The organism is Streptomyces sp. LX-29, assembly GCF_029541745.1.
In the GTDB taxonomy this organism is placed as follows: domain Bacteria; phylum Actinomycetota; class Actinomycetes; order Streptomycetales; family Streptomycetaceae; genus Streptomyces.
Genome location: NZ_CP089746.1, coordinates 4,642,633 through 4,656,901, shown reverse-complemented (window position 1 = coordinate 4,656,901; position 14,269 = coordinate 4,642,633). Strand labels below are relative to the sequence as shown.

The window sequence follows — 14,269 nt, the reverse complement described above, 5'->3', positions numbered from 1 at the left end:
ACGCAGTCCCCTGGGGGCGTGTGGAATCAGCAAATAACGGAACGGCCCACCGACCCGCCGGCCGCGCGGTCCGCCCGCACCTGCCGGGCCCTCACCCCGGGGCCCGCCCCGAGGGTGCAGCCACCCCCATCCGGCGACGGCCCGGCCGGTTCGACACCGCCGGTTCGCCACCGCCGGGCTCCAGCACGCGGGTTGCGCGCCATCCCGGGCGGAACCCGTTCCCCGCCCCCGCCGACGGCGGAGGCCCGCGATGTTCGACGGGCCTCGGCGATCGGGGCACGACGCCCGCGGCAGGCGGGTACGCAGGCGGGTACGCGAAAGGGCGTCCGCCCCACGGATTGGCGGACGCCCTTCGGCGTGTGTGCGGTTGTCCGGCCGGCGCGTCGCGGCGCCGGCCGGGAGGCGTCAGGACGCCTTGGCCTTCTCCGCTCCGGAGTCGGCCTTGGCCGGGGCCGGGGCGGGGGCCGGCTTGGCGGCCTCGTAGAACTCCTCGCGGGGGTTCTCGATGGCGCCGAGGGAGACGACCTCGCGCTTGAGGAACATCTGCAGCGTCCAGTCGGCGAGGACGCGGATCTTGCGGTTGAAGGTCGGCATCGCCATGCCGTGGTAGCCACGGTGCATGTACCAGGCCAGCCGGCCCTTCAGCTTGATCTTCGTCTTGCCGAAGACGAGCATCGCGACGCCCTTGTGCAGGCCGAGACCCGCGACGGCGCCCTTGTTGGCGTGGCTGTACTCGCGCTGCGGGAAGCCCCGCATGCCCGAGATCACGTTGTCGCCGAGGACCTTGGCCTGGCGCAGCGCGTGCTGGGCGTTCGGCGGGCACCAGGCGTTCTCGTTGCCCCCCTTGCGGCCGACGAGGTCCGGGACCTGGGCGTTGTCGCCGGCGGCCCAGATGTAGTCGGTGCCCTGCACCTGGAGGGTGGGGGCGGTGTCCACGTGGCCGCGCGGGCCGAGCGGCAGACCGAAGCGGGCCAGGGCCGGGTTCGGCTTGACGCCGGCGGTCCACACGATGGTGTTGGAGTCGACCTCGAGGCCGTTCTTCAGGACGACGTGACCGTCGACGCAGGACTCCATGGAGGTCTGGAGGTAGACCTCGACACCGCGCTTCTGGAGGTGCTCCAGGCCCCACTGGCCGAGCTTCGGGCCGACCTCGGGGAGGATCTTGTCGGCGGCGTCCACCAGCACGAAGCGCATGTCCTCGCGCTTCACGTTCGGGTAGTACTTGGCGGCGTCGCGCGCCATGTCCTCGACCTCACCGATGGTCTCCGCACCCGCGAAGCCACCGCCGACGAAGACGAAGGTGAGCGCCTTGCGGCGGATCTCCTCGTCCGTCGTGGAGTCGGCCTTGTCGAGCTGCTCGAGGACGTGGTTGCGCAGGCCGATGGCCTCCTCGATGCCCTTCATGCCGATGCCGTTCTCGGCCAGGCCGGGGATCGGGAAGGTGCGGGAGACCGCGCCGAGCGCGATGACCAGGTAGTCGAAGGGCAGCTCGTACGCCTCGCCGACCAGCGGCTGGACGGTGGCGACCTTGCGGTCCTGATCGATGGTGGTCACGCGACCGGTGAGGACCTCCGCCTTCGGGAGCACGCGTCGCAGCGGGACCACGACGTGCCGCGGGGAGATGCTGCCGGCAGCAGCTTCGGGGAGGAAGGGCTGGTACGTCATGTACGAGCGCGGGTCGACGACCGTGACGGTCGCCTCGCCGTACCGCATCTTCTTGAGGATGCGGCGTGCCGCGTACAAACCTACGTACCCACCGCCTACAACGAGGATCCTGGGACGCTCCGTGGTGCTCATGCTTTGAGTATCCAGCACCCTATGGGGGGGTGCTCGTGAGCCCCTTCACAAGGACCCGGAAGGCGTCTGCTACACTCCGCCGCCACCGTGACCGACGCCATAGTCGCCGAAGGGAACCAGCGCGCCATGGAGCGCGTTGTTCACCCCCTTTGATCAGGGCTTGCCGTCCGCCGCCGGGCTAGACCACCGCTCCGGCACACACCCGCGCAACACCCATGCAACGCACCGGTTTCCGACGTCTGACGCTTTCGGGTACGCCAAAACGGGCCCGGCGGGCTCATCCTGCGGCCGCCGGGCCCCTTTTTCATGTGAAGGATTTCACGAACTTTTTTCAGACGGTCTGCTCGGCGACGCTCCAGGCGATCCCGTCGAGGATGTCGTGCTCGCTGACGACGACCTCCCGGGCCCCGATCCGCTCCATGATCGTGAGCAGTACGAGCGCCCCCGCGGCGATCACATCGACCCGCCCCGGGTGGATGACCGCGATGGCGGCGCGCTCGGCGTGCGTGGCCTCAAGCAGCCGTCCGGTGACCTCGCGCACCTGGTCGAGCGAGATGCGGGAGTGGTGGATGGCCGCCGAGTCGTACGCGGTCAGACCCAGCGCGATGGCGGCGACGGTGGTGACCGAACCGGCCAGTCCGACCAGTGTACGGGCTTCGTCGAGCGGCACCGTCTCGGCGACCTGGTCGAGCGCCGCCGTGATGTCGGCCCGTATGGCCTCGATCTGAGCCGGCGTCGGACGGTCCTCCACCCGGCCGTCGACGACCAGATGGCGCTCGGTCATCCGCACACAGCCGATGTCCACGCTGCGCGCGGCCCGCACATGGTCCTCACCGACGACGAACTCCGTGGAGCCGCCGCCGATGTCCACCACCAGGTACGGCTTCTCGAAGCCGTCGGCGCCGGTGAGCTCCCGGGTGGCGCCGGTGAAGGAGAACTCCGCCTCCTGATCGCCGGTGATCACCTCGGGCTCCACGCCCAGGATCTCCAGCACGCCGCGCACGAAGTCCTCGCGGTTCTCCGCGTCGCGCGAGGCGGAGGTGGCCACGAAGCGCGGGTGGGACGCCCCGTACTCCTCGATCACGGCGGCGTACTCCCGGCACGCCGCGAACGTGCGCTCCAGCGCCTCGGGGGCCAGCCGCCCGGTGCGGTCCACGCCCTGGCCCAGGCGCACGATCCGCATCCGCCGGTCGAGCTCGACCAGTTCGCCGGTGGCCGGGTCGAGGTCGGCGACGAGCAGTCGGATGGAGTTGGTGCCGCAGTCGATGGCGGCGACGCGCCTCACTCGGACTCCCCCTCGCCCCCGCAGGGGTTCACGCACGGGCCCTTGCGCCACCACTCCGGCAGCAGCGCCAGGGCCTCGTCGCCCAGCGGGTTGACGCCGGGCCCGGCCGCCAGCGAGTGGCCGACCAGCACATGCAGGCACTTGACCCGGTCCGGCATGCCGCCGGCGCTCGGGAAGCCCTCCAGCACCTCGATCGCGTCGCGGCGGGCGATGTAGTCCTCGTGGGCGGCGCGGTAGGCGGCGGCCAGCTCCGGGTCGGTGCCGAGCCGGGCCTGCATCTCCTTCATCACGCCGTTGGCCTCCAGGGTGCCGATGGCGGAGGCGGCGCGCGGGCAGGTCAGGTAGTAGAGCGTCGGGAAGGGCGTGCCGTCCTCGAGCCGCGGGGCCGTCTCGACGACGTCGGGGTTGCCGCAGGGGCAGCGGTGGGCGATGGCGCGCAGACCGCGCGGCACGCGGTTCAGCTGCGCCTTGATGGCGGCCACGTCGGCGTCGGTGGGCGCGGTGTGCTCGGTCTGCGGAGGGGGCGTGTCCATGTGTGGAGGGTTCTCTTCGGTCGGTTCGGAGCGGTGGGTGGCCGGGACGGATTCGGGAGACGGAGACGGTGGCGGGTCAGCGGGACGGCTGCCGGTCCGCGGCGTCCACACCGTCCCACAGATTGCGGTACCAGGGCTGGTCGGCGGCGGCCCGGCTGTCGACGCGGTCGCCCGGACCGCCGCCACCCAGCACGCTGTAGCCGGTCTCGCCCGGCCGGACGTAGTGCAGGTGTTCGCGGGCGAGCCGCTCGATGTACGCCGGGTCCTGCAGCCGCGCCTTCTCCTCGCGCAGCCGCTTGACGTCCTCGCGCGCCTCCTCCGCCTGGCGCCGCTGGTCGGCGATGTCCGAGCGCTGCGAGACGAACTGTCGTGTCGGATAGGCGAGGGCGACGACGAGGGAGCAGAGGACCAACGCGAGCAGGGCGGCGCGCCCGGTGAGGCGGCCGCGGCGCGGGGTGCGCGCGCGGTAGACCCGGGCGGCGGCCTGGCCGCCGAGCGCCTTCAGCCTGGTCGCGGTGGAGAACCGATCCCGGTCCCGAGCCATCTCCCGCCTCCCCGTCAGCCGTGACACATACGCACGTACGTCCCCGGACACGGTACGGGACCGCGGCCGGGGACGTACGGAAGCTGGACGCATCGCCGTGACCGGCGGTGTTCGTCAGCCCTTGAAGCGCGGGAAGCCGAGCTTCAGGGCGTCAGCCCTTGAAGCGGGGAAACGCGCTGCGACCCGCGTACACCGCGGCGTCGTCGAGGATCTCCTCGATGCGCAGCAGCTGGTTGTACTTGGCGACACGCTCGGAGCGGGCCGGGGCACCGGTCTTGATCTGGCCGCAGTTGGTGGCGACGGCCAGGTCGGCGATGGTGACGTCCTCGGTCTCGCCGGAGCGGTGGGACATCATGCACTTGAAGCCGCTGCGCTGGGCCAGCTCGACGGCGTCCAGGGTCTCGGTGAGCGAGCCGATCTGGTTGACCTTGACCAGCAGGGCGTTGGCGGCGCCCTCCTCGATGCCGCGGCCGAGGCGCTCCGGGTTGGTGACGAACAGGTCGTCGCCGACGAGCTGGACCTTGTCGCCGAGCTTGGCGGTGATGGTCTTCCAGCCGTCCCAGTCGTCCTCGAACAGCGGGTCCTCGATGGAGACCAGCGGGTACGCCTCGACGAGCTCGGCGTAGTACTCGGTCATCTGGGCGGCGGTGCGCTCCTGGCCCTCGAAGACGTAGGAGCCGTCCTTGTAGAACTCGGAGGCGGCGACGTCCAGCGCCAGCGCGATGTCCTGGCCCGGGGTGTAGCCGGCCTTCTGGATCGCCTCCAGGATCAGGTCCAGCGCCTCGCGGTTGGAGTCGAGGTTCGGGGCGAAGCCGCCCTCGTCGCCGAGGCCGGTGGAGAGGCCGCGCTCCTTCAGCACCGACTTGAGGGTGTGGTAGACCTCGGTGCCCCAGCGCAGCGCCTCGGAGAAGGACTCCGCGCCGACCGGCGCGATCATGAACTCCTGGATGTCCACGTTGGAGTCGGCGTGCGAGCCGCCGTTCAGGATGTTCATCATCGGGACCGGCAGCAGGTGGGCGTTGGGGCCACCCAGGTACCGGAAGAGCGGGAGGTCGGACGCCTCGGAGGCGGCGTGGGCGACGGCCAGGGAGACGCCCAGGATGGCGTTGGCGCCGAGCGAGGACTTGTCCGGGGTGGCGTCCAGGTCGAACATCGCCTGGTCGATCAGGCGCTGCTCGGTGGCGTCGTAGCCGACGAGCTCCGGGCCGATCTGCTCGATGACGGCGAGGACGGCCTTCTCGACGCCCTTGCCGTTGTAGCGGTTCTTGTCCCCGTCACGCAGTTCGAGGGCCTCGAAGGCGCCGGTCGAGGCGCCGGACGGCACGGCAGCACGACCCGTGCTGCCGTCGTCGAGGCCGACCTCGACCTCGACCGTGGGGTTGCCTCGCGAGTCGAGGATCTCGCGAGCTACGACGACGTCGATGGACGGCACGAGGGTCTCCTTCGTATGTGTCTGGGTTCTGCGACACGAGCCTAACGGGCCCGGGGCGCTGTGCCCGCCCTTCGCCCGCCGGACGAGACGGCGCACACCCCAAAAGCCCTGATCGTGGGGCGAATCGGCGGCTGTTCGCTGAGCGGAGAAGGCGCACGGCCCCGGCGGGGCGCCCGTTACGGGGGGTGGGGCGCGCCCGGCCGGGGCCGGCGTGGGGGCTCAGCTGAGGCTGGGGCGGCTCAGCCGAGAGGGGGACTGCGGGGATGTGGGGACGAGGGGGACGATCCCCTGACTCCCGACCGCGCACGCACTGCGGCCGGGCGCGCACTCCGGCCCCGCGCGCACTCCGGCGAGTGAGCCGAAGGGCGCGCGCGCACTCAGGCGAACCGAGCCCTGAAAAGGGGGCTAAGCGGCTCTGGTGAAGTCGGCTGCGGTTCGGCAGCGCCCTGAAGGGGCGCGGGGAACTGCGCGACCAGCCACAACGGGCCCGCAGGCGAACGACGGCCCGTCACGGCACTTCCCGCGGAGCCCTTAGCGCAGGTCGAGCATCTGACCCGGGTAGATGAGGTCCGCGTCGCCGACGATGTCGTCGTTCAGCTCGTAGAGCTTCTGCCAGCCGCCGTCGACGTGCTGCGCGGCGGCGATGGTGGACAGCGTGTCGCCCGCCCTGACCTGGTACTCGCCGTCGCCCTTCTGGATGGTCTTGGGGGCGGCGTGGCGCGGCGCGGACTGCTGCGGCTGGGCCTGGCGCTCCTGGGAGCGGTTGGCCTTCGGGGCCTGGGTGGTGCGCTCGGGCTGCGGCTGGGCGGTGGGCCGGGCCTGCGGCTGGGACTGCTGGTGCGTCTGCGGCCGGGACTGGGCCTGCGACTGCGACTGGGTGTGGCTCTGGCTCTGCGACGGGGTGTGCGCCTGGGAGCCGCCCGAGCCGGAGCCCTGGCTGCCGCCGCTGGTCAGGTTGACGCCGCACTTGGGCCAGGCGCCCTTGCCCTGCCCGGCCAGCACCTTCTGGGCGATCTCGATCTGCTGGGACTTGCTGGCCTTGTCGGCGGTGGGCGCGTACTGCGTGCCGCCGTAGGCGGCCCAGGTGGAGGCCGAGAACTGGAGGCCGCCGTAGTAGCCGTTGCCGGTGTTGATGGACCAGTTGCCCCCGGACTCGCACTGCGCGACCTGGTCCCACTGCTCGGTGGTGGCCGCGTTGGCGGCGGTGGCGCCCATCAGCGGGACGGCGACCGCGGCGCCGGCGACACCGGCGAGGGTGGCGATGCGGGTGACCTTGGAGGGACGACGATGCTTGCCCTTGCCATGAAGCATGTTGGGTTTCCTCACCGACGCCTACGAGGTGAGCTGTCGGGTTCGGGCACGTGAGTTGCCCGGCCGCGTGCGGTGACCGCGTGCGACTTCACCCCTAGCCGGAGGGCCCGGCACATACGTTGGGTCCCCCGCTCCTGCCTTCGGCGCTTGCGCGTCGACAATCCCTCCGACCGCTGGCAGGACTCGGCGTGACGGTCGGTGGCACTCGCGGTGCGAGCGATGACGACGGTAAGCACATCCCCCCGGAGAGCTCAAACCCCAACATCCGTGGAATCTCAGCCCCGTTTGGACCGGGGAACCCACATCGCCGCAGGTCAGAAGTGGCGTACGAAGGCGGGACACGGGCGATACACCCGAATAGGCGAAGAGATCCATATCTCACTTTCACCAAACTCGGGCATACCGCAGCGAACCGCCTTCGTCAGCACTACTTCTGAGTCTTCGACGCCTTCGTGGCGTCCTGGTCGGCGCCGGTCTCCGGAGCCTTCTCGGCGTCAAGTACCAGCTGCTGTCCGGGTTGGATCACGTTCGGGTCCTTGCCGACGACGCGCTCGTTGGCGTCGTAGAGCGCCGGCCAGCCGCCGGGAACCTTGTTCTCCTCGGCGATGACTGACAGGTTGTCACCGGGTCGCACGGTGTAGTCGCCGGGGCCGGTGGAGCCGTCCCGGCCCTCCAGGCCGTCGCGCGAGGCGTGCCGTCCGCTGCGCTGGTCGCCGTCCTCAGGGGCGCGGGTGTCCGGCTGGCCGCGGTGGCGCCCGGTGCCCTCGCGGGTGTCGGTAGCGGGGCCCTCGTCCACGCCGGTGCCGGTTTCGCCGTCCCGGCCCCCGGGGGTGCCCGGCTCCGCCTCGTCGGGCTGACCCGGTCGGCCGGTGTCCGACGACCCGTCGGAGCCTTCGGAGCCGTCGGAGCCGCGCGGGTCCCGGGAGTCGCCTCCGGAGTCGTCGGAGCCCCCGTCAGGCGCCTGGGGGTCCACGGGATCCGCGGGCCCCTCGCGGTCGTCGTCACCCCGCGGGTCCTCGCCCCGGTCCGAGCCCTGGTCGGCGCCCCGGTCCGCGTCCTCGCCCTTGCCCGCGTCCTGGCCCTCGCCCTTGTCCGCGTCCTGGTCCTCGCCCTTGTCCGCGTCCTGGTCCGCGTCCTTGTCCGCGTCCCGGTCGGCCTCCTCGCCCTGGTCCTTCTCCTTGTCCGTCTCCCCGGAGGGGCGGTCGGGAGTCTCGGACGGGATGGGGTCGGGCTCCGGGGGCAGGGTGCGGCCCGGGTCCACCTCCGGGGCGCTGCCCCCCTGGGTGAGGCCGGCGTTGACCGCGCAGCCCGGCCAGGCGCTCGGCCCCTGGGCCTTCAGGATGCTCTGGGCCACGGCGATCTGCTGCGAGCGGCTGGCCAGATCCGGACGCGGGGCGTAGTCGATGCCACCGTGGCTCTTCCACATGTCGAGCGTCAGCTGGAGCCCACCGTAGAAGCCGTTGCCCTCGTTGGCGCTCCACATCCCGCCGCTCTCGCACTCGGCGACGCGGTCCCAGGTGGCGGTGTCTGCGGCGTTCGCACTGGTCGCACCCATCAGCGGCAGCGCGATGCTCGCGCCGGTCACGCCGGCTGCGACGACGATGGCCGGAGCCTGACGGGGACGGCGATGTCTACCAGTGCCGGAGCGCATACGTACGGGCCTCTCGTGTGGCGGCTGAGTCGAGGGTTGAAGATAATGCGGCCACCTGACAGTCACAAGTCGATGTAGTGGAGGTCACGCAGAGATCACATAGTTGATTCCGCGTCATTTTTCAGACGCGGAGAACTCCACCGGGAGGGTGCGCAGCCCCCGCATGATGAGCCCGCCACGCCATCGCAGATCGCTCTCCTCGGCCGCAAGTCGCAGGTCGGGCAGGCGGCGCAGCAGGGTCGCGAGGGCGGTCTGCGCCTCCAGCCGGGCCAGCGGCGCGCCCAGGCAGTAGTGGATGCCATGGCCGTATCCGAGATGCTGGTTGTCCCCGCGGGAGAGGTCCAGGGTGTCCGGATGGCGGAAGCGCTCGGGGTCGCGGTCGGCCGCGGCCAACACCACCAACACCGGGTCGCCCGCGGCGATGCGCTGCCCGCCGAGCGTCAGCGGCTCGGTGGCGAACCGCCAGGTCGCGATCTCCACCGGTCCGTCGTAGCGGAGCAGTTCCTCCACCGCCGTCGCGAGCAGCTCCTCGTCCCCCTCGGCCACCGCCCGCTCGAAGCGCGCCCGCTGCTCGGGGTGGCGCAGCAGCGCGTAGGTGCCGTTGCCGATGAGGTTGACGGTGGTCTCGAAGCCGGCGAACAACAGGATGAACGCCATCGCCGCGGCCTCGTTCTCGGTGAGGTGCTCGCCGTGGTCGGACGCGCGGATGAGACCGGAGATGAGGTCGTCGCCCAGGGCGTTGCGCTTGCGGTGGATGAGCTCGGCGAGGTAGCCGCGCATCTTCTTCACGGACCGGGCGACGCCGCCGCGCGGCCCCTTCCCGTGCCGGATCATCATGCCGGCCCAGTCGCGGAAGTCCTCCTGGTCCTCGCGCGGCACGCCGAGCAGATCGCAGATCGCGTAGATGGGCAGCGGAAAGGCGAACTCGTGGATGAGGTCCGCCTCGCCGCGCCCGGCGAAGCCGTCGATGAGCCCGTCGGTCAGCTCCTGCACCCGCGGCGCGAACTCCGCGACCCGGCGCGGGGTGAACGCCTTGGACACCAGCCGCCGCAGCCGGGTGTGGTCCGGCGGGTCGATGTTGAGCAGATGCGTCATCAGCTCGGCCTTACGCTCGCCGGGGATCCCCGTCTTCCCCTTGGCGTGCGCGGGCTCCGCGTGGTGCACGGGGTTCTTGCTCAGCCGCTGGTCCGCCAGCGCCTGCCGCGCGTCCGCGTAGCGCGTCACCAGCCACGCCTCCACCCCGCTCGGCAGCTCCGTCCGGTGTACCGGCGCGTGCTCGCGCAGCCAGGCGTACGCGGGGTACGGATCGGTGGCGAACTCCCAGGTGAAGAGCTCGGGCGCGGCGGCGGAACGGGCACACGGCGACTGATCGGACATGTCATCGACGGTATCCCCTGAGCCGAGGACGGGAGAGGACGGCCCTCTTTCCCTCCCGCCGGGGACGGCGACCGCCCCGCCGGGGCCGGCGCCGCCCCGTCGAAGGCGGGCCCTACGCCGACCACGGGGCCGACCCCTCAGTCGGAGGCGCCCTCCGCCAGGAGGATGGCGTCGCGGTAGGCCCGCGCGGCGGCCCGTAGCGCCGACTCGGGCTCGACGCCCTCGCCTTCCGCCCGTACGGCCAGCGCCAGCAGCTCGTAGCCGACGCCCTCGCCTTCCGGCGGGGCCACGTCCAGGCCGGCCGTGCGGGCGCGGGAGGCGAGCTTGGCGGCGAGGGCGAGGGCGGGCTGGCCCAGCGGAACGCCCTCGGTGACGGAGTCGCGCCGCTTCTCGGCCGCCTTGGTGCGCAGCCAGTGCTCCCGGACCTCGTCGGCGGTGTGCGCGGTCTCCTCGCCGAAGACGTGCGGGTGGCGGTGGATGAGCTTGTCCACGATGCCGGCGGCGACGTCGTCGATGGAGAAGGGCTCGTCCGGGTCGTCCTGGGCGATCCGGGCGTGGAAGACGACCTGGAGCAGTACGTCGCCCAGCTCCTCGCGCAGCGCCTGCCGGTCGCCCTCCTCGATGGCCTCGACCAGCTCGTACGCCTCCTCCAGGCCGTACTTCACCAGCTCCGCGTTGGTGCGCTCGCCGCTCCACGGGCACTCGGCCCGGATCTGGTCCATGACCTGCACCAGGTCGAGCAGCCGGGCGCCGGGCAGGTCGTACGAGCCGGGCAGCAGCTCCAGGTCCGGCATCTGCTCGCGGCCCGAGCCGGCCATCCGGGCCAGCCCGTCGGTGAGCGCGGACTCGCCGTCCGCGGAGGTGATCACGACGGCCATGCGGCCACCGTCGACGCAGTACTCGACCAGCTCGCGGGCGGCGGGCTCGGCCCGCTCGACATCCACACCCGCCTCGCGGAGGTAGGGCAGCTGCGGGTGGTCGAGGTCGGCGCAGAGCACCCGGTCGGCGGCGCGCAGGGCCCGCCAGGCGGGCCAGGACAGCAGGCCGGGGGCGACGCGGTGGCTGGTGGTGAGCAGCACCAGTCGGCCGGGGTCGCCGAGGCCGGTGCCGTTGCGGGAAGCGTTCACCCTTCGAACGTAACCCAGGTCCGAGCGGCCGCCGCGACCGGGGACGGCGGCCGTGCCCCAGGCCCGCGACCCGACCCCGGCGCCGGCCCGCCCGTGCCCGGCGCCGGTCGGCGCCCGGGAGCTCCGCCCGGGCCGGCGGCCGCTTACGCGGGCTCGGGCGCCGCGACCGTCGGCGGCGTCTCACGCAGCCAGGGCTCCTGGGCGAGCTTGGCGGTGCCCTCCCGGTCGTCCCAACTGCCGAAGCGCGGATTGACGTCGATGGCGAGGTCCTCGGAGGTGCGGGCGAAGGCGGTGTTGGCGCCCTCGGTGCCCAGCTTCGCCAGCAGCTTGTCGCGGGTCAGGTCGGCCCGGACGGCCTCGTCGATCTGGTCGGGCGCGATGCCCTGCTGGAGGTAGAGCCCGCGCACCGTGGCCGCGCCGCCCTCCCGCGCCTCGGTCCTGGCGCGTTCCTCCTGCACCTCACGCCGGGTGACGCGGATCCCGTGGTCCGCGCCGGCGCGCTCGATCACCCGGTACTGGATCATCCGGATCAGTGTGTCCTGGCTCAGCCGCCCGGAGCCGGCGATCAGCTGCTCCGCCTGCGGATGGTCACGCTGGGCGTCCCGCACCTCTCTGACCTGGGCCTGGAGCTGGGCCACGGTGATGCGGCGGCCGTCGACGACTGCGGCGGCACCGGGGTGCGCGTCGTTGCCGCAGGCGGTGAGAAGCGGGGTCGCGGCCAGCAGCGCGGCGGCGGAGAGGGTGTACGCGGTGCGGCGGCGGTTCATCGAAGCAGCCTCCCGGCAGAGATCGTGCGTCACAAGGACATCGACCGACCTGGCGTTGATCGATGGTAGGGAGTCATGGCGGCTCTAGCCACTGATTCGACCAACGATTCGGCGGGAATTGAGTAGCGCGGGGTGGATGGGGACCGTGGGACCGGCCCGGCGCGCTGCTCAGCCGTGCACCTGGCCCAGCCACTGGAGGGTGCGGCGGAGCTCCTCGGGGAACGGGTGGTGCGGGCCGTGCAGCCGCTCGGCGTCGTACAGCAACCGGGCGAGCGTGTCGTGGGCCGCGGCCCGGTCGCCGGTGGAGAGCAGCAGATGGCCGATGCGACGGCGGATCTCCAAGGGCTGGGCGGGGTCGGCGGCGGCGTACTGCTCGAAGTACGGGAGCAGGGTGCGGTACTCCACCAGCGCGGAGGCGGCGTCCCCGAGCTGCTCCAGGCACTGGGCTGCCTCGTAACGGAACTGGAGCGACTGGCGCAGCGCCACCGGCCCCGACTCCGCCCCGTACTCGTCGGCGAGCCGCCGCAGTTCGGGCAGGGCGCGGCGGTACTGCCCGTCGTCCATGAGCGTGGCCGCGTACTGCTTGCGCAGGCTGCGGACGACGCCGGAGTGTTCGCCGTGGCGGGCGGCGGCGGCCGGGAGGACGCCGCCGAGGATGTCCACGGCCTGGGTGATCCGGCCGTGGTCCAGCAGCCGCTTCACCTCGTCGACGGCCGCGGCGATGTCCGGCCCGCCGCCGGCCGGGGCGGGTGCGGGTGCGGCGGGGGCCGGCGTGGGCGGCGGTGTGGCCGCGCGGTCGGGCCAGGGCGCGTGCGGGCGGAGGAACGGACGGGTGGGGTCCATCGGGCCCGTGGGCCCCGCGACTCCCGACGCCCCCGGCTGCCCCGGGGCGCCGTCGGCGGCCGTCCACGGCCCGCCCGGGGTCGGCAGCAGGGGGGCCAGTGCCTGGTAGACCTCCTGCGCGTCGGCGGGCCGGTGCCGCGGATCCTTGGCCAGCAGGCGCAGCACCAGCGCCTCAAGGGCCTCGGGCACCTCGGGGCGGACCTGCCGGACCGGCACCGGGGGCTCGTACAGATGGCGGTGGAGCACGCCCAGCGCGGTGGAGCCGGCGAAGGGCACCTGGCCGACCAGGAGTTCGTGGAGCAGCACGCCCAGCGCGTACAGGTCGGTGTACGGGCCGACGGCGCCGCCCATCGCCTGCTCGGGCGCCATGTACGCGGGCGAGCCGATGGGCGAGCCGGTGCGGGTGAGGCGGGTGGTGTCGGAGTCCAGGACGGCGGCGACGCCGAGGTCCAGCACGGTGACCGTGCCGTCCTGCCGGACCATCACGTTCCGCGGCTTGAGGTCGCGGTGCACGATCGGCACCGCGTGCACGGCGGAGAGCACCGCGCACAGCTGAGCGGCCACGCACACCGCCCACCGCCACGGGTACGGGTCGTGTTCGGCGAGGTGGTCCGCCAGGTCCGCGCCCTCGACATGGCTCATGACCAGGTACAGGTCGGCACCGTCGCCGCCCGCGTCGTGCACCGTCACCAGGCCCCGGTGGTCGACCTGGGCGGTGACCCGGCATTCGCGCACGAAGCGGCGGCGCAGCTCCTCGGCGGGGTCGTCGACCCCGCCCCCCACGGCGCCGGCCATCAGGTCGGTGCGCAGCAGCTTCACCGCCACCCGACGGTCCAACCGCCGGTCGTAGGCGGTCCACACCTGCCCCATGCCGCCCTGGCCGAGCAGGGTCGCCAGCTCATAGCGGTCCGCTACGAGACGTCCGTTCAACGGTCCTGCTCCCTGCGGAGGTAGTCGCTCAGCTCGTCGAGCTCGGCCCGGACCTGGTCGATGCGCTGAGGCTGCGGGCGCGGCTGCGGCGGCGTGTACGGCTGGGGCTGGGCCGGCGGCCCGGCCTGGGGCTGAGGCTGCGCCTGGGGCTGTGCGTAGGGCTGCGGCTGCGCGTAGGGCTGGGGCTGCGCGTACGGCGGCTGGGGCTGCTGCTGTGGCTGCTGCTGCGGGTAGCCGTAGCCGCCCGGCTGCGTCGGTGCCGCCGCGGCGTACGGGGACGGGGGCGGTGTCGGCGCGCCCGCGGCGTACGGGGACACGGGCGGCACCGGGGTCCGGGGCGGTCCCTGGTGGTGCCGGATGTCGGCGAAGAGGTAGTGCACCGGGACCCCGACGGCCATCGAGAGGATCGCGGCCAGGAAGACGTAGTCGATCGCCCGCGGGTCGTCCGGGCTGTGGCTGAACGCCACGATCGCGATGATCGCCAGCGTCAGCGCGCCCCAGAACAGCGCCCAGTCCAGGGGGCGGCGCCGGACGATGGCGATCCGCAGCATGGCGGCCCAGGCCAGCAGCCCCAGGCTGAGCACCGAGAGCGCCACGAAGAGCACGCGCAGCACGACCAGCAAGGGGGTCGAGGGGCGCTGCGGCTGCGGGAAGCCGGAGCCGTACATGGCT

General features: G+C 72.6%; 12 protein-coding genes and 1 riboswitch. All 12 genes read right to left on the bottom strand.

Annotated elements, in window-relative coordinates; translation table 11 throughout:
- Positions 1 to 405 precede the first annotated feature (405 nt).
- Positions 406 to 1,797, bottom strand: coding sequence for an NAD(P)/FAD-dependent oxidoreductase (locus LRS74_RS20075; protein ID WP_277742289.1), 1,392 nt, complete (start codon positions 1,795 to 1,797; stop codon positions 406 to 408).
- A gap of 331 nt (positions 1,798 to 2,128) precedes the next feature.
- Positions 2,129 to 3,082 carry a Ppx/GppA phosphatase family protein gene (locus LRS74_RS20070; protein WP_277742288.1) on the bottom strand — a complete coding sequence of 318 codons (954 nt, stop codon included), beginning with the start codon at positions 3,080 to 3,082 and terminating at the stop codon, positions 2,129 to 2,131.
- Positions 3,079 to 3,615 (bottom strand): DUF501 domain-containing protein, encoded by a 537-nt coding sequence (locus LRS74_RS20065; protein WP_277742287.1) that lies wholly within the window; start codon positions 3,613 to 3,615, stop codon positions 3,079 to 3,081. The genes LRS74_RS20070 and LRS74_RS20065 overlap by 4 nt, the downstream gene beginning before the upstream one ends.
- A 76-nt stretch (positions 3,616 to 3,691) precedes the next feature.
- Complete coding sequence (locus LRS74_RS20060; RefSeq protein ID WP_277742286.1) at positions 3,692 to 4,159, bottom strand: septum formation initiator family protein; 468 nt, start codon at positions 4,157 to 4,159, stop codon at positions 3,692 to 3,694.
- Between the two features lie 151 nt (positions 4,160 to 4,310).
- A complete protein-coding gene (gene eno, locus LRS74_RS20055) occupies positions 4,311 to 5,591 on the bottom strand; it encodes a phosphopyruvate hydratase (protein ID WP_277742285.1) in 1,281 nt (426 codons plus the stop codon).
- 531 nt (positions 5,592 to 6,122) lie between these two features.
- Positions 6,123 to 6,902 (bottom strand): transglycosylase family protein, encoded by a 780-nt coding sequence (locus LRS74_RS20050; RefSeq protein WP_277742284.1) that lies wholly within the window; start codon positions 6,900 to 6,902, stop codon positions 6,123 to 6,125.
- 3 nt (positions 6,903 to 6,905) lie between these two features.
- A riboswitch (cyclic di-AMP (ydaO/yuaA leader) is annotated at positions 6,906 to 7,058 on the bottom strand.
- Positions 7,059 to 7,329: 271 nt separating this feature from the next.
- Positions 7,330 to 8,487: a transglycosylase family protein gene (locus tag LRS74_RS20045; protein ID WP_347178144.1), complete on the bottom strand. Its 1,158-nt coding sequence runs from the start codon at positions 8,485 to 8,487 to the stop codon at positions 7,330 to 7,332.
- A 180-nt stretch (positions 8,488 to 8,667) separates the two neighbouring features.
- Positions 8,668 to 9,930: a cytochrome P450 gene (locus LRS74_RS20040; protein ID WP_277742282.1), complete on the bottom strand. Its 1,263-nt coding sequence runs from the start codon at positions 9,928 to 9,930 to the stop codon at positions 8,668 to 8,670.
- Between the two features lie 137 nt (positions 9,931 to 10,067).
- Positions 10,068 to 11,057 carry a nucleoside triphosphate pyrophosphohydrolase gene (locus LRS74_RS20035; RefSeq protein WP_277742281.1) on the bottom strand — a complete coding sequence of 330 codons (990 nt, stop codon included), beginning with the start codon at positions 11,055 to 11,057 and terminating at the stop codon, positions 10,068 to 10,070.
- 143 nt (positions 11,058 to 11,200) lie between these two features.
- The gene (locus tag LRS74_RS20030) at positions 11,201 to 11,824 is read right to left on the bottom strand and encodes a SurA N-terminal domain-containing protein (RefSeq protein ID WP_144386807.1); all 624 of its coding nucleotides are present in this window, start codon (positions 11,822 to 11,824) and stop codon (positions 11,201 to 11,203) included.
- Between the two features lie 168 nt (positions 11,825 to 11,992).
- Positions 11,993 to 13,597 (bottom strand): serine/threonine-protein kinase, encoded by a 1,605-nt coding sequence (locus tag LRS74_RS20025; RefSeq protein WP_277742280.1) that lies wholly within the window; start codon positions 13,595 to 13,597, stop codon positions 11,993 to 11,995.
- Positions 13,594 to 14,265: a hypothetical protein gene (locus LRS74_RS20020; RefSeq protein WP_277742279.1), complete on the bottom strand. Its 672-nt coding sequence runs from the start codon at positions 14,263 to 14,265 to the stop codon at positions 13,594 to 13,596. The genes LRS74_RS20025 and LRS74_RS20020 overlap by 4 nt, the downstream gene beginning before the upstream one ends.
- Positions 14,266 to 14,269: the final 4 nt, after the last annotated feature.